This window comes from Paenibacillus sp. J22P51 (assembly GCF_059692215.1).
The window spans coordinates 128464-143856 of sequence record NZ_JCAUAZ010000009.1 but is presented as its reverse complement, the minus strand read 5'-3'; the positions used below and the strand labels follow the sequence as shown (position 1 = coordinate 143856).

The 15393-nt window shown below is 47.7% G+C and carries 13 protein-coding genes; 7 read left to right on the top strand and 6 right to left on the bottom strand.

What is annotated here, in order from left to right; genetic code table 11:
- Positions 1-11: 11 nt before the first annotated feature.
- Positions 12-2141, top strand: a complete 2130-nt coding sequence (locus tag AC58QC_RS19800) for a CocE/NonD family hydrolase (protein WP_497416823.1) — start codon at positions 12-14, stop codon at positions 2139-2141.
- 35 nt (positions 2142-2176) lie between these two features.
- Here AC58QC_RS19800 and AC58QC_RS19795 read toward each other — a convergent pair whose 3' ends face one another.
- The 3 genes from AC58QC_RS19795 to AC58QC_RS19785 all read right to left on the bottom strand — a co-directional run bounded on the left by AC58QC_RS19795 (position 2177) and on the right by AC58QC_RS19785 (position 4005).
- Positions 2177-2578: a toxin-antitoxin system TumE family protein gene (locus tag AC58QC_RS19795; RefSeq protein WP_497416822.1), complete on the bottom strand. Its 402-nt coding sequence runs from the start codon at positions 2576-2578 to the stop codon at positions 2177-2179.
- Positions 2553-3236 (bottom strand): hypothetical protein, encoded by a 684-nt coding sequence (locus tag AC58QC_RS19790; RefSeq protein WP_497416821.1) that lies wholly within the window; start codon positions 3234-3236, stop codon positions 2553-2555. The genes AC58QC_RS19795 and AC58QC_RS19790 overlap by 26 nt, the downstream gene beginning before the upstream one ends.
- Positions 3237-3354: 118 nt before the next feature.
- Positions 3355-4005 carry a transmembrane-type terpene cyclase gene (locus AC58QC_RS19785; RefSeq protein ID WP_497416820.1) on the bottom strand — a complete coding sequence of 217 codons (651 nt, stop codon included), beginning with the start codon at positions 4003-4005 and terminating at the stop codon, positions 3355-3357.
- Between the two features lie 508 nt (positions 4006-4513).
- Between AC58QC_RS19785 and AC58QC_RS19780 the strand changes: the two genes are divergently transcribed.
- From AC58QC_RS19780 to AC58QC_RS19760, 5 genes are all read left to right on the top strand, one after another.
- Entirely contained in the window at positions 4514-6253 is a 1740-nt protein-coding gene (locus tag AC58QC_RS19780; RefSeq protein WP_497416819.1) for a methyl-accepting chemotaxis protein, read from the top strand.
- Between the two features lie 128 nt (positions 6254-6381).
- On the top strand, positions 6382-7146 hold the full coding sequence (locus tag AC58QC_RS19775) for a GTP pyrophosphokinase (RefSeq protein WP_497416818.1): 765 nt from the start codon (positions 6382-6384) through the stop codon (positions 7144-7146).
- A 79-nt stretch (positions 7147-7225) separates the two neighbouring features.
- On the top strand, positions 7226-7450 hold the full coding sequence (locus tag AC58QC_RS19770; RefSeq protein WP_068661631.1) for a hypothetical protein: 225 nt from the start codon (positions 7226-7228) through the stop codon (positions 7448-7450).
- A gap of 4 nt (positions 7451-7454) precedes the next feature.
- Entirely contained in the window at positions 7455-7889 is a 435-nt protein-coding gene (locus AC58QC_RS19765; protein ID WP_497416817.1) for a DUF6526 family protein, read from the top strand.
- Between the two features lie 154 nt (positions 7890-8043).
- Positions 8044-11673, top strand: a complete 3630-nt coding sequence (locus AC58QC_RS19760) for an Npt1/Npt2 family nucleotide transporter (protein ID WP_497416816.1) — start codon at positions 8044-8046, stop codon at positions 11671-11673.
- 665 nt (positions 11674-12338) lie between these two features.
- Here the strand turns inward: AC58QC_RS19760 and AC58QC_RS19755 are convergent.
- Together AC58QC_RS19755 and AC58QC_RS19750 are read right to left on the bottom strand one after the other, a co-directional pair.
- Positions 12339-12743: a hypothetical protein gene (locus tag AC58QC_RS19755; RefSeq protein ID WP_497416815.1), complete on the bottom strand. Its 405-nt coding sequence runs from the start codon at positions 12741-12743 to the stop codon at positions 12339-12341.
- 200 nt (positions 12744-12943) lie between these two features.
- Positions 12944-13237, bottom strand: coding sequence for a hypothetical protein (locus AC58QC_RS19750; RefSeq protein WP_497416814.1), 294 nt, complete (start codon positions 13235-13237; stop codon positions 12944-12946).
- A gap of 220 nt (positions 13238-13457) precedes the next feature.
- Here AC58QC_RS19750 and pdaA point away from each other — a divergent pair, with 220 nt between their 5' ends.
- A complete protein-coding gene (gene pdaA / locus AC58QC_RS19745; protein WP_497416882.1) occupies positions 13458-14219 on the top strand; it encodes a delta-lactam-biosynthetic de-N-acetylase in 762 nt (253 codons plus the stop codon).
- Between the two features lie 59 nt (positions 14220-14278).
- Here the strand turns inward: pdaA and AC58QC_RS19740 are convergent, their stop codons facing one another.
- Entirely contained in the window at positions 14279-15190 is a 912-nt protein-coding gene (locus tag AC58QC_RS19740) for a peptidyl-prolyl cis-trans isomerase (protein ID WP_497416813.1), read from the bottom strand.
- Between the last annotated feature and the right edge of the window lie 203 nt (positions 15191-15393).

Below are 15393 nucleotides of genomic sequence, written 5' to 3'. Positions count from 1 at the left end.
AGATGGCAGAGATGACGAGAGAGCGATGGACGAGCAGTTATAAGCTGTATGCAGCTGGCGTATATGAGGGGACGATTCGTTTTTCGGAGAGCGCGATTCTCCATGCCAAAGTGGATCCACGTCGGCGGACGCAGATGCAGGAAAATGTGCTGGCGGAGCAGGCAGGCTTTATTCTTCCTTTGCACAAAATCATGGCGAATCAGACGCATTATGCTGGTGCAGAGTGGCAGGGTGATTCCGTTACGTTGGGGAACGGTGAGCTGTATCAGAAGCATATCCAGTATTCCGCAGAGGTAGAGGGTAGAATGGTGACCTCGCAAGTATGGGCCTTGCGTAAGGATACTGCCCTCGATATCGTGACGGTGGATGGCGGCATCGTGGCGTTCGTAGCCCCGAACCGCTATGGCATGGAAGTACTGGTCGTGGAGGGATATGAAGGTCTAACACCACTGGTGGAATATGCGGATCCTTTATTGTCCGCTACACAGTATGGGGTAAATGACCTCGGAACAGACCTGATCCCGATGCGGGATGGCGTTCGTTTGGCGACGGATGTGTATTTGCCAGAGGGCGTAGCGCCAGGCGCTAAGCTGCCGACGATTCTGATCCGCACGTGCTATGACCGTAATATGCGGAAGACGTTTTTTAAACGGTGGGCGAACAAAGGCTACGCAGTCGTTAATCAGGATGTTCGTGGGCGTGCCGATTCCGAAGGAGAGCTCGTGCCGTTCTTCTATGAGCGTGACGATAGCTCGGATACGATCGATTGGATCGTCGCGCAGGACTGGTCCGATGGCAACGTCGGCATGTGGGGTGCGTCCTACCTCGGCTACGTGGTCACTGCAGCAGCGACGAGCGGGCACCCCAACTTGAAGGCGGTAGTGAACGAAGTGAACGTCGGTTCGCCGTTCGTGGATACGGTGCGCAAGGGCGGGACCGTGTGCTCGTGGCCATTGCTGTGCTGGACGTTGGCGCAGTCGGTGGGGACGCGAACGGATTTTGATATCTTCGCAGGCAAAACCGTCAGCCCTGAGAAGGCTGTTGACGCTAGGCCGATCCGCGAGATTCCGCAGCAGATGATTGGGAAAGCTTCGGGTCCGTGGGATCTCTGGAGCGAGCATCCCGACTACGACGATTTCTGGCGCAATTGTACGTATAGTGAGCGTGGAGAGCATGTGAAGGTGCCGATGTTCGTTATCTCGGGCTGGTATGACGGCGATAGCGCCGGGGTTTCGGAGACGTGGCGGATGCTCACCAAGCACGATGTGCCGAATCGCAAAATCTGGCTCGGCCCCTGGGAGCACGGCCCGAACCGCGCACGAGATCTGCTGGACACCAGCTTCGGCAATGATGCCGTTGTGTATAATTATGATGTGAACGTATTGCGCTGGTTTGACCGGTTCTTGAAGGGCATTGCCAATGGCATCGAGCAGGAGCCTCGGGCTAGTTATTATGTGGTCGGCACCAACGAGTGGCGGACCTCCGATGATTGGACGCCGAGCGAGGCGAAGGCGACTAAGTGGTATTTGGGCAGCAGCGGACGAGCCAACTCCAGCCTTGGAGATGGCGTGTTGACGCTTGGGGAACAGACGCAACATGGGGAAAGCGAGTCGGACGCGTTCGTGTACGACCCGGAAGAGCCGGTCGCGGACAGCGGCGAGCGTGAGCCGGAGAACATGCGGAAGCATGAGCTGCGGAACGACATCCTCGTGTACACGAGCGAGGTGTTGGAGGCGGCAGTGACCGTGGCAGGCGAGCTGTCTTGTGAGCTGTACGCGTCGAGCAGCGGCGTTGACACGGATTGGGTTGTGACCTTAAGCGATGTGGACTCGAAGGGGAACTCCATCAAGCTGTCCAACTACATCGTACGTGCAAAGTATCGCAACGGCTTGGATGCGCCGGAGCTGCTGACGCCAGGGCAGGTGGAGAAGTATGCGATTTTTATGCAAAATATCGCGCATACCTTCCCGCGAGGACACCGTTTGAGATTTACTGTGACTTCGTCCAGTAAAATGATTGCGTTCCCGAACACCAATACCGGCTTGAATCCGTATGAGGATCCGCAGCCGGTCGTGGTGACGCAGAAGATCTATCACTCGGAGGCATATCCGAGCCATGTGAAGCTGCCGATTTTGACATAGGCAGAGAGAAAAAGACACCTGTTGGGTGTCTTTTTTTATTTCTTGAGGGTATGTTGTCTTAATCGAATAAATTCTAAGATATGAGTGAGTTCACGAAAATGAGTATTAGGCCCTCGATATGTATCATTTTGAATGTGGAATGGATCATGAACAGTAATATTCGCCGGTGTTCCATCGGCATGATAGTGAGCATGGAATTTCATAATTAGTTGTTGATTTTCTGTATACCAATCATACCAATAAAGCTCAATTTCTGTTTTGGTTTCCTCCAGAAATTCGATACAGTACATTTTGGAGAAATCATGAAAAACGATTGTTTTACGAATTGTTCTAGTATCGCTTGCGAGGCCTTGTGCACCATTTCGAACTTCCTGAATAATATCAGAAAAGTTTTTCTCGATAAAAATGAAGTTACTCTTTGGTATTTCTAAACTCAAGTGTTTGCCTCCTTAGCAAGTGCTTCCAAACTTGAGCGTCTGTTTCTTCTTCGGGAGTGAGTTCATTTTTAGCGCCGAGCGTCGCATCATATTCGCCATGATATTTATGCTCATACATCGCGATTTGGCGTATATAATAGCTTAAATTGTCATCTAGTTGATTCTGTTGTTCATGTTCTAGCTGTTGTTGTTCCCACATTTTAACTACATCATTGACTTTGAGTTTTTTACCCGCAGCTGTCATGTAAAATGTATCTCCAGGAATACGATTGTGTTTGTGGTCACCCGCACGTTCGATACCCTCAAAGCGGCCTTGGTCTAACCAGTTATGTATGGAAACGACAGAGACTCCAAAATATTTCGAGAGCTCCTTTATACTAAAATCTTTCGTTGACTCTGCAACTACCTCTTTTTGAGTATATGCTTGGGTCAGTGCATGTTGTAATAAGTTTGAAAATTGCTCCTTAAACACTTCTGTATTTTCGAATATTGACTCATCTAATGCTTGTACAAGAGTAGCATTATTCTGCACAGAATGTGCTAGAACTTTAAATAATAAAACACTGTTATCGTAGCTTCGATCAAGTAGCTCAACTACGATTTCTTGTGCATTCCTACTAAATAAGTTTTTTTCCGCATAGGTTATCGGCATTAACATCACCCCATACCTCCATATTAATGCTTTCAGCTATGTTTTTCAATTAATTTAAATGAGATTAAAGTAATTTAAAGTTATTAGTTATTATTATTCAAAATGGTTGAGTTTAAACCTATACCTATCTATGGATATTTAAGCTAGAAGCCAGCCGAGCCGCCAAAACCGCCCGATGAACGATCACAATATAAACAATATCCGCAATTGTCACTAACACGCACATGATCGTAAGTAGAAAAGAGTCCGGATACAACGAGTAGCAGAGCACGGATGCGCACAGGGTACCGATCATTTTGTAGTAGGCGATGTAGATAGACTGGCCTTTGAGGCCTTGTTTGAATGGCAGCTGGATAAACAGAATCGACATCATCAGATTGATGCCAAAAGCGGTGTATTTCCCCTCTGGATCATGAAATTCAACAACCATCCCTACATGGAGCAGCAGAGAAATGACAAGTAAGGAGAAAATCGCAGGCAGGAGTAGGCGTGGCGGAAATTGACGGTTTGCAAAGTAGACGGCTTGGAACAGAATGACACAGTCCAGCAAGAACCAGACAAGCGAAATGATCATCTGCAGCGGGTGAAAAGGCATCACGAACGCGAACAGAAACTCCCACGTAATATTAGCGCAAATTGCTGGCAGCGGCATGCAGCAGGCACGATCCTTGAACCCTTGAAAAATGATGAGGATATAAGTGATTGTCCAAAATATGGCTAGTCCATATTGCAGGAAGAGCTCCATTTGGTTTGACAGCAGGTGTTGCATCGCCATAGTAGGAAAGCACATCCTTTCGGGGGTGTCTCCTTCCATTTCTATGTACAACCTTGGGAAAAAAGAAGGGGCTTTATGGTCATCTTTGGCGGGAGGGGGTGGTATAGAAGGTTGGAAGACTGTAGGAAGTCCAGTTATTCGCTCAATTTGGCTAGTTTTCAAGAAATTAGCTGTAGCTTTTACAGTTAGTCGCACCCATGCCCGCCCAACAAGGTAACGTTACTCATTTACATCCCGCCCCGCCACCAAAGTTAGTCACTCATCTCTCGCCCATACACTGGCGGCCAAGGCCAAGCCGATATTCCGCCGCCGTGAACTCTGCGCAAGAATCCCCCTCCACTTTCCCATCCGCTCTCACGGATATGACACCTATGTGTCCATACGAGAAATGTATTAAGAAAATTAACACGCGGTTAATATTTTCTATTGAATTCTCCTCATACTTTTCCGATAAGGTAAACTGGGATCGAAAGTCGCTCTCATAAAATGAATTTTTCGGGGGATATACATGAAATTGGCAGGGAATGTAGTTGGATGGTTTAGAAATACGAGATTGAAAATGAATTTGAGACAAAAGCTAATCGGTTCCTTTGCGGTGGTATTGCTGTTTATGGCGATTTTGGGTCTTACCGATATGGTAAGAATGAAGAATATGAAGCAGGATATTACGGACATTGCTCAGCACTGGATGACAGGAACGCAGCTGATTCAAGAGTTTAGTTATTTGACGGAGCATTTCGCGAAGGACCTTTCAGGTATTCATAGCCCGAAGGACGCTGCAACGAAGCTGGAGTTAACGCGTGACATTGAAGCTACAATTATCAAAGGCGACAAAACGCTTGAAAGTTACAAAGGTACCCTCACGGGAGGCGAAGATACGAAAAATTTCAACATGATTCTGGAACGTTGGGGCACGCTAAAAAGCGATTACCTCAAATACACCAAAGTACCAGACAAACAAGAGCTGGACAGGTTATATGAGGAGCTAACCCAGAGCTACAATAGTGTACAAACGATCAGTCGTTTGATGGTTACCCTCAACGTGCAAGGCGCGAATGAAAGCGTGGAGGAGAACGCCTCGTTGTATCGCAGCAGTATTGTCAGTGCGATTATTTTGCTGATCGGCGCAGTGCTGTTGTCCATTGCGATTAGTTGGATCATGATTCGCAACATTACGAGACCCGTTATTGCGGCATCGAAGGTGCTGGATCGCATGGCGGAAGGAGATCTAACCGTCTCCGAGCTTCGCTTCAGCAATCAAGACGAGATCGGCGTCCTTGTTACAGCTGTGAATGGCATGACGCGTCAGATGCGTGAGGTCATGAGCCGTATGCAGGAATCCTCCAGCGCGGTAGCTTCCTCTTCGGAGCAGTTATTTGCCAGCTCGGAGCAAAATAGTGAAGCCTCCCAGCATGTAGCTGTGGACATTCAAACGATTGCCGCGGAAGCGGAAGCACAGCGCATGAACGCGCAGGAGTGTGCCCGTGCGATGGACGAGATTGCGGTTGGCGTGCAGCGCATTGCCGAGACCACGTCGGACGTGTCGTACCTGTCGATCAACGCATCGGAGCAAGCTCGTAACGGCCAAGCGGACGTTCACCATGTGACGATGAGCATGAATGCTTTAAGCAGCGCGGTTACGCAGGCGAATCAAACGATTCACCAACTGGCTGAGCACTCGCAGAACATCGGCAAAGTCTCGCAAATGATCGGCGAGATCGCGACCCAGACGAACCTGCTCGCCCTGAATGCGGCGATTGAAGCGGCCCGTGCCGGTGAAGCTGGCAAAGGCTTCGTGGTTGTCGCGGAAGAGGTTCGCAAGCTTGCTACGCAAACCGGTGAGTCGGTTGGAGCGATCAGAGGCGTGGTGACCAACATTCAGCAGGATACGCAAGAGGCAGTCAAGGCTATGGATGCCGGGCTCGCTGAGGTGCACAAAGGACTCCAATCCGTCGACCGGACGGAACAAAGCTTCCAAGCAATTGTTCGTTCTGCCGAAGAAGTTGCCTCCAAAATTCAGGAAACAGCTGCAGCTGCGCAGCAAATGGCAGCAAGCTCGCAGCAAGTCGCAGCAACGGTCACCAACATGGAGCACGTAGCGAAGCTTACATCCGAGTTGTCGCAAAATGTGGCCGGAGCTACTGAAGAACTGCTAGCTTCCTCGCAGGAAGTAACTTCATCTTCTCAGATGCTAGCTAGCATTGCCCAAGACTTACAAGACGTGATTAACACGTATAAAATGCACTAATTCATACAACGGACACTTAAGACACCCTAGCGGTGTCTTTTCTACTCGCTGAATTTGCTTCGGGCGATCTTTGTGATTTAAACTAGAAAAGAATGGCAACTAACCATGATCAAAGGATGGAATTCGGCATGAATATGATCAGCAATCAGCTTTCAATGAATGATTTGAAGAAGTTTAAGCACGACATTACTCGCTTCATGATGACCTATAAGTTTGCGCTGGATGAAATGGAGACTAGGATCGAAATCCTCGTCCAAGAATTCGAGATGCTGCATGAATATAACCCGATTGAACACACGAAGTCTCGGTTGAAATCACCCGAAAGTATTTTTCAAAAGCTGATGCGCAAAGGGGGAGAGCTCTCTTTCGAAGGCATTAAGGGCAGCGTGAAGGACATAGCCGGCCTGCGAATTACGTGCTCATTCGTTTCCGATATCTATGTCATCTCTAAGATGCTAAGAAACCAGAATGATCTCAATATTTTGAGCGAAAAAGACTATATCAAAAATCCGAAGCCGAATGGGTACCAAAGCTTACATTTGCTCATTGAGGTACCTGTACATATGTCGGACCGCGAAGAGCGCGTCTGTATGGAAGTTCAAATTCGTACGATTGCCATGGACTGTTGGGCGAGCTTGGAGCATAAGATATTTTATAAATTTAGTGAAGGCAACCAAGCTGTACCTGCCCGTCTCTTAGAGGAGTTGAAGCAAGCAGCAGCCTCCGCGGCTGCACTCGATTCACAGATGGAGCGGCTGCATGCGGAAATCGGCTTGATTAAGGAAGAACAGGCGGATATTGCTGAGGATGCCTTGAATCAGATTATGATAAGCAATCAGCAATTCGCGTTGCCGAAAGCACTGTTGGCGCTGATGAGTGAAGAGGAGTCCTAGGTGGCAGATGAAGGTAATTGGGTGAAACAGGTGTTTTCGTGCTATAATAGAAGGATCGGATTGAGAAGGGTGCGAAAACATGCAATCATTTGAAGACTGGAATCAAAAGGTGAAGACAACCTTCAACGCGACTAGCAACGAAGCTGTACTCACGGTAATGGAAGCGGGTAAAATCTTAGGTCTGTCGAAAGATCAGATGAAGCAATATGTGGACAAGAACAATTTGACGAAAGTGCCTATCATGCGTAGTGTGCACCGTTATCTGTTATTAGAGAGTGAGATTACTGAGATTGTGGGGAAATAAGTAGATGAAGGTTCAAAATTATGTCAATCATCGGCGTATGCATCCGTTGTTTCATTACATTTTCTCATTGTTAGCGCTAGGTTTAGTGGTGCTATCCATCATGCAGCTAGTTAGCGCCTTAAAGGCCGACGATCAGGTACTGCCTGCGATCATGTTTGTCCTCCTTGCTGTGATTGTGGTTGTGATCTTCTTGCTGATCCGTTCTTACCCGATTAAGGCACAGGACAGAGCGATTCGAGCAGAAGAGAACCTTCGGCACTTTGTGCTGACGCAGAAGCTATTGGATAAGAGGCTGACGATGAGTCAAATTACGGCGTTGCGTTTTGCATCAGATGAGGAATTTCCTGCTCTATGTAAAAAGGCGGCAGCGGAGCGGATGGCTCCGGATGCGATTAAGAAAGCGATTCGCAGCTGGCGAGGCGACAATTTTAGAATATAACAGATGTCTACTAGAGTAAGACACATCTTCGGATGATGTCTTTTTTTGTGCTTCTAACGTGTATTTTGCAGAAAAAGTAGTTATTTTTTCCTAGGACTTCTGGTACAATTTTAGGGGAGAGTCTAATGGTTTGATTTGAAAAATGAGGTGTCGTGTGGTCATCAGTATTAGTAAGAGGTACCAATCTTTTTTAGATAAATTCACCGAGGATAAAAAGGAATACAGGAAAGTATTTCTGTTATTTGCTTACTTGTTCTTTGTGGTATCTGCTTCAACAATCGGGCGAACGGCGGCAGATACCCTCTTCCTAAGTCGATTCGACAATTCCTATTTGTCCTTGATGTACTTGCCGCAGGCACTCGTGATGATTACGGCAGGCGTCGTGTTCCAACGTTTCTCCCCCAAGGTACGCCTTGAAACTCTTTTAAAGCTGATGATTCCATTGATTTCAACCTTCGTGCTGATCTCAAGATTCGGTGTAGGGCTGGAGCTGCGGTGGGTATTTCCCGTCATTTATATCGGCTATGATGTGTTCAATTTTCTGATGATCGTCTGTTTCTGGCAGTTTGCTACATCGGTAATGGACCAGCGGAAAGCGAAGCAGATGATTGGACTCGTTGGCAGCGGGGGCATTATGGGCGGGATATTAAGCGGCTTCGGTCTAAAAGTCCTGGTTCCGCTCGTAGGAACGGCGAATTTAATCTATGTGTATGCCGGTCTGCAGTTACTCGGCCTTGTCGCCGTGATTGTCATCTTGGGTATGACCAAAGACAGCGGTGATTCGAAGCCAGATCTGGTGCGCAAAGCAGCATCAAAGCCGTCATCTGTCCAGCAAAAAAAAGGCCTCTTCGCGAGCGTACCGCATCTCAAATATGTCGCGATATTGGCGGCTGCACTCGTTGTTTCGCTAACCTTAATCGATTATCAGTTCAAGGTTATTCTGCGCGGCACCTTGCAAAATGAGGCATTAGCCGGCTTCATGGGAAGCTTCTACGGCTTTTCTGGGTTGATTGCCCTCTCTGTGCAATTGTTCGTTTCAGGGCGTGTGATTACGCGATTCGGCGTGATGACAGCGCTGTTGATTTTCCCGATAGCCCTCTTTGCAGGGAGTCTTGGGATTCTAGTGCTGCCGATCCTTGCTATGGCGGTTGTTGTCAAAGGAAGCGATAAGGTCGTTGGCGACACGATTTACTCTTCGGTGAGCCAATTGGTGATGTTCCCTGTTCCTCCGGAATGGCGGAATAAAGCGAAGGGCTTTTTGGACGGGATTGTCCGTAATGGTGCCAAAGGACTTGCGGCCATCTGCCTTCTCCTCGTTACACGATTCGTAGCCCCAGAGAAACTGAGTTATATTGTACTCGGTTTGCTCGTTGTGGGGATTTTTGCGGGCATCAAGGTAAAGAAAGCGTACTTAACAACACTCTTATCGAATCTCAAAACAGGCGGCGACGACCTGCAAAAGGTCGAGCTTAACCTCATGGATTCCGTTACTCGGCAAATCCTGATCGATGCGCTGAACGGCTCGGACAAGCAGCAAGCGCTGTATGCTTTCGGTCTATTGAAGGCGACAAGTTCATTTGACCTAACACCGCATTTGGACGGTTTGCTGCGTCATCCCATACCCGAAATTCGCTTAGAAGCCTTGGCGTATGTGGAGATGAAGGTGCCAGAGGGATTCGAACCCATCTTGCAGACCCTGACAGCATCCGAACATGTACAAGTTAGAGCGAGAGCGATCATTGCCCTCTCGGCCTATGCGAAAGAAGAGTATGTAGATGAGATTACGGTGCACTTGGAAGATAAAGCCGTTGAGGTTCAAGCAGCAGCAATCGCTGGGTTAGTCAAATATTACAGCATTGAAGGCATGTTCCGCGCGGTAGGGAAGCTCAAAGAGATGATGGAGAGCGGACACGAAGAGGAACGGATCGCCATGGCTGCGTTATTCGGACAGATCCGTGTGAAAAATTTCTACAAGCCGCTCATTTCGCTTTTGCAGGATAATAGCCCGCAAGTTCGAATTCGTGCATTGGAGTCAGCGGCGATCCTTCACGTGCCACCGTTAATTGTACCGATAATTGATATGCTAAAAGATAGCAATACCCGGCGCTACGCCATCGACGCGCTCGCAGCCTATGACGAGGATGATGTGTTGCCAAAGCTGGCGCCCTACTTGGAGCATCGGGGAATCAGCTTGTATGTACCTGCTGTGTTTGAACGCATGGCCACACCGCGGGCGATGGATATGTTGTTTACTTGCTATGAGCAAGCCCCCTATGCCTTGCGTGACCGTATGCTAGAGTCGTTGCAACGCATGAGTAAGTACTTGCCTCAGCCCGATAGTCGACGAGTGGAGTCGTATATTTTCCAAGAGTTGCAGCTCTATGCACAGTTCGCTGAGCATGGTGCAAGCGTCAATGGCGTAGATGACTATGCGGAAATTGCGAATATGATTGGCGAGATTCGTACAGCGATTACTCGGCGTGTGTTTTTATTGCTGGCGCTCATACATGATGGACAAACGATGCAGGCGGTGTATCTAGACTGGTCAGAAGGTGACTCACGTCAGCAGGCTAATGCTGAGGAGGTCATCGATCAGACGCTTCAAGGGGCTTTGCGTACGGAAATGGCTAAATTCATGGCAGGCTCGCGGAAGCTTGCCAGGGTATCAGCAAGCAAGGCAGAACTTACTCTGCATTTGAACTGGTTAGCTGAGCAAGGGGACGAATGGCTGACACAAACGATTCAGTACCATACACTTCGGAAGTCGTCAGAAGTGTCTGTGAACGTCGAGCTCGCAGATTTGATGCATCGGGTGCAGCTGCTTCGTCGTGTTTCGTTATTCCAGGGACTCACGAGTAGAGATCTATCTGTTATTGCCAAGAGACTGCATAAAATGGCCGTCGAACAAGGAAATACCATCATTCAAGAGGGAGATCCAGGAGATTCCCTTATGCTGGTAGATGAAGGTCGAGCTGGTGTGTATCGCAAAAATCAGCTTCTAGGTGAGCTAAATCTCGGTGATTGCTTCGGTGAGATGGCGATTCTGACGAACAGCGCCCGGACAGCAACGATTAAAGCGGAAGTAAATATGGTGCTGTGGCGCCTGGATTCGTCCGTGTTCTACGATATGATGTTCGATCAGACGAGCATTGCTGTTGAAATGATGAAGCTGCTTTCGCGCAGACTGCGTTCCGAACTGGAGCGTGATCAGGGGAAAGGTCAGGCTTCCGTGGTGGAGCAAGCGGTAGGACAAGAGCGAGAGCAAGCAGGAGATAAAAAGCTTGAAGCGGCACAGTCGGAGGTTGAACTTGCACTGGTAGAGGCTGCCGCAGCGGCGTTACAGGAATCTCGGGGTACTACGGAACTGACGAGGGACGAAATCATTTTACGTCGGATTCTCGTGCTGCAGAAGATCGACCTCTTCGCCCATCTGGGACCGAATGACTTCATTTGGCTGGCTCAAATGGTTGAGGAAGTTGCTTACGAGACCGGCGAGGCGATCTGTCGCGCGGGTGACTTCGGAGATACCATGTATGGGATCGTCGAGGGTAGCATCCGCGTCCATCGTGGCAGCGAAGAGTTCGCGCTGTTGGGAGAAGGAGCCTTTTTCGGCGAAATGGCGATCATCGACAGCGGCCCTCGCTCAGCGGATTGCACCGCGAAGGAACCGACCGTTTTGCTCCAGCTGCATCGTGATCTTATGCTGAGCTTCTGCTTCCAGAACATCGATGTGCTGCGCAGTATGATGCGTGTAATAGCGGATCGCCTGCGAGGCATGATCTAGCGTGGTAAAGCGAAAAGGATGCCAACCGTGGTGACGGTTGGGCATCCTTTTTTGGCGTTGCTCCCAACCCCAGTAAGCTGCACAGACTTAACATGTAACTGGATTTACTGCATCTAATTAAACCCTGTTTCACTTAAACGACGGATTAAATGTATTTCCTACAGCTAATTTTCAAGTTTTAGCTCGATTCTTCAAAATTCCAAGAAATTAACTGCATTTTTTCCAGCTATTCCTGCAAAATCATCAGATCTGCATAAATTAACTGTAGGTTATACAGCTAAAGACTAAGGAAGGCACCGCATGCCTTGTTTGATAGACATAGGTTGTGCGTCAAGGCACCTACCGCCCCTGGACAAGCCTAAAAATCTAGCATTAGCGGAGGTTTCCGCGCGATAAGTTCTTCAGGAATAACTAGTTTGAAACAATTGGAGCTACATGTGACGGCAAGGATCAACGGTAGAAGTAGCAGTAAGAATAAGAGTAAGAGTAAGAGTAAGAGTTGGTGAAGAGTAGCTGGCCTCTGTTATGTTGTATTTCATACAACATAACAAGGTATTTCGGGGCTGATCGCACTTCATGTTGTATTTGATACAACATTTTAAGAAGAATTAAACGAAATCGCCCCAAACACCAGATAATGTTGCACGAAATGCAACATAGAGACCTCAATATGCCCTTATGTAGCAATAATGTTGCACAAAGTGCAACTTGCCCGTGCCTTCGATCGATTCCGTGGCTGACTTTTTCTCCTGAGTCAAATCGGATTCGTGCAGATAGATAAACAGAATACGCTCCAGCATCATTCTCATTCGCATGATATGTGTCGTGTCTTCCCAGGCAGTCAAAGGATCAAGCTCCTGCGTTCGTCGGATAATTTCATCGAGCATATAATGAATTTTGATTTCGCTTAAGGTTGTGAGATGCCCCTGCACGGTCCAAGAATGATCCTCAGGCAGCATGGTATATGTAATGATGACGTAATCGACGACTTTGGTTTTCCGGTACTTGAATGGTGTAATCACCTTGATCGGGATGACAAGCATAAGCTTGCGAGCAAATAATAGGTTCATGGCCGGCGTGTCTGAATATGGTCAATTAGCGGGATAAGCTGGATCATTTGATGAAAATTCACAAGGCATGCAGTCCTTTCGAAATAACGTAAACGGTAGGGGTCTCCACAAAGTCGAGATGAGTTTTTCTCATACTGACACAAAAACAGGGCGGCAACAAGACTCCACACACAAAAAACACCCCAATAGGGGTGCCGCGCTCACATTGCATATACACTTTTACTTATGATTTCTGGCAATTCAGCGCGCTGAGCCAAATATTGCTCGGGAGTGATGCTGCCATTGAATAGGCGAGCCTGAAGCTGCTCCGTTAGCTCCGCTAGTTGGAGTTCAATGACCTTCTGTACATCAACCTGGTTAGCTCTCGCGATGTCGGCTAGTGAAAATCCATTATATTGTGCTGTATAAATGTCTTCCTCGGACGATAGCTTCAGGATATGCAGTAAATCTTCCTTGATTGGTTTAGTATCACGTCTACGAATCGAAATCTCCACCCCTACAGATCATGTACTCTATTGTATTCAGATTAAAGCCAAGTGGAATGGGGGGATATCACAGAAATCGGATGAGAAAAAATTTAATGTGGGTTGAACCCATGCGGTTTGCACATAATCTTCTGCCGTGGTGTGGCATATTAGTAACAGTCCAAGTTGGCTGTAACTCACAACAACTCATCATACCAGGCAAGGAGTGAATGATATCCACGTGAAAATCATGCGAATTCTAATGCTTTCTCTGGCACTATTGGTGGGGCAAGTGACTATGGTGTCTGCGGATGGGACGTATCATTTTGGATTCAAAAAGAGCGTTAACGGTCAGCCGCCGTCAATCGATCAAGAGGGCTTTAAGGGGCTATTAAAGCAGCATGGGGCTGTATTTACAGGCGATCAGTCGCAAAAGGAATTGTACTTAACCTTCGATAACGGGTATGAACAAGGCTACACAGGTCGAATTCTGGATGTGCTAAAAGAGAAGCAAGTCCCGGCTATTTTCTTTGTGACAGGCCATTATATTCGAACGGAGCCTGAGCTGTTGAAGCGCATGACGGCGGAGGGGCATCTGATCGGTAACCACTCATGGAGCCATCCGGATATGAGTCAAATTCCAGCGGAACGAATTCAGAAAGAGCTTAACCAAGTGAAAGATGAGGTCGCCGCGGTTACCGGTCAAAAGGAGATGCACTATCTACGAGTGCCGCGGGGCATTTTCAATAACCGTTCGCTAACTGTCAGCCAAGGGCTTAACTACACGAATGTATTCTGGTCCGTTGCGTATCGCGATTGGGAGCCTAAGCAGCAAAAGGGCTGGGAATATGCCTTCAAAAACGTGATGGCCCAGCTGCATCCAGGCGCCGTTATCCTGCTGCATTCCGTATCCAGTGATAATACGGAAGCGCTTGGCAGAATCATTGATGCTGCCCGTGCGCAGGGGTATCAATTCAAGAGTCTGGACGAGATGAAGCTTCGCACACCATAGCATGAGGAAAACCCCCTTGGCTGTAATGACAGCTAAGGGGGTTTTTGTTGATGTCTGGCTTAGGTTGTCTTGGCAAAGCTAGCAAGATTATTTTCGATCTTCGCTTCTGATTTTTTCTGTTCCAACCAAGTTTGGGAAAGCGTTGTGATCTTTTGATCAACTAAGGTTTGTTTAATCGTAGCGGATTTGTCCGCAAGTGTTGGTGTTGAAGCAGCTTTACGATCCGTTACTTTAATAACATCGTAACCTGTAGCCGTTTGTACTGCTGAGCTTAAGCTGCCTGTTTCCAAAGCGAACGCCGCGGCTTCCATAGCTGGATCCACTTGTCCTGCTGAAATATAGCCAAGCTCTCCGCCTTTGTCCTTAGTCGCTGTATCCGTTGAGCTCTCCTTCGCAAGAGCTGCGAAATCCCCGCCACTTTTCAGCTTCGCTAGAATAGCATTAGCCTCAGCTTCCGTTGCTACAGAGATATGAGAAGCCTTAACCTGCGCAGGTGTTTTTAACGATTCTAAATTCTCATCATAATACTTCTTGATTTCATCGTCAGTGATGGTAACTTGTGGTTCCAAAATCTTTTTGAGCATCACTTGGGATTGCATGTTTTTCTTCAAATCATCCAGTGTCATTCCGTAGCTGCTAAGCGCTTGGTTAAACTCGTCCTCGGAGCCATATGTGGCTTTAATCGTTTGAATCTCATTCGTAATATCCGTATCTGTTACTTGGATTCCGGCTTTTTTGGCTTCTTGGCTGACAAGCTCTTCCGTGATCATAGAGTCTAATGTTTGCGCGCCGCCGCTGGCTACCAAAGCGTCATAAAGCTTGGCCGAGCTTATTTCAACTCCGTTGACTTTGGCAACGGCTTTCGTATCGACATTTTTAGAAACAGGTGGAAATATGGAGGCATAAGCGATCAAGCTTACCAAAAGCACGGATGATGTCCATACCCATTTGCGATTATTTTTTGAATTCATTTATATTCTTCCTCTCGTGATGTGGCTGTTTGTGTCGTTCTCGTTCTGTAACCCATTATGCCTGTCCAAGCTGAAGGGAGTATGAGCGTAAGCTGAAGATGAGATTAATACATGTTTGGTACATCAAAATAGATTGCGTGCAATTTAATTGTTGACAAAATAAAGTAAGATTGATATGATCTACTCATAAAGTTTGCTGTAAA

Excerpts from the sequence above, each read along its gene's own strand:
- AC58QC_RS19800 (WP_497416823.1), top strand. The coding sequence starts at position 12 with ATGACGAGAGAGCGATGGACGAGCAGTTATAAGCTGTATGCAGCTGGC.
- AC58QC_RS19790 (WP_497416821.1), bottom strand. The coding sequence starts at position 3,236 with ATGTTAATGCCGATAACCTATGCGGAAAAAAACTTATTTAGTAGGAAT.
- AC58QC_RS19785 (WP_497416820.1), bottom strand. The coding sequence starts at position 4,005 with ATGGCGATGCAACACCTGCTGTCAAACCAAATGGAGCTCTTCCTGCAA.
- AC58QC_RS19780 (WP_497416819.1), top strand. The coding sequence starts at position 4,514 with ATGAAATTGGCAGGGAATGTAGTTGGATGGTTTAGAAATACGAGATTG.
- AC58QC_RS19775 (WP_497416818.1), top strand. The coding sequence starts at position 6,382 with ATGAATATGATCAGCAATCAGCTTTCAATGAATGATTTGAAGAAGTTT.
- AC58QC_RS19770 (WP_068661631.1), top strand. The coding sequence starts at position 7,226 with ATGCAATCATTTGAAGACTGGAATCAAAAGGTGAAGACAACCTTCAAC.
- AC58QC_RS19765 (WP_497416817.1), top strand. The coding sequence starts at position 7,455 with ATGAAGGTTCAAAATTATGTCAATCATCGGCGTATGCATCCGTTGTTT.
- AC58QC_RS19755 (WP_497416815.1), bottom strand. The coding sequence starts at position 12,743 with ATGAACCTATTATTTGCTCGCAAGCTTATGCTTGTCATCCCGATCAAG.
- pdaA (WP_497416882.1), top strand. The coding sequence starts at position 13,458 with ATGCGAATTCTAATGCTTTCTCTGGCACTATTGGTGGGGCAAGTGACT.
- AC58QC_RS19740 (WP_497416813.1), bottom strand. The coding sequence starts at position 15,190 with ATGAATTCAAAAAATAATCGCAAATGGGTATGGACATCATCCGTGCTT.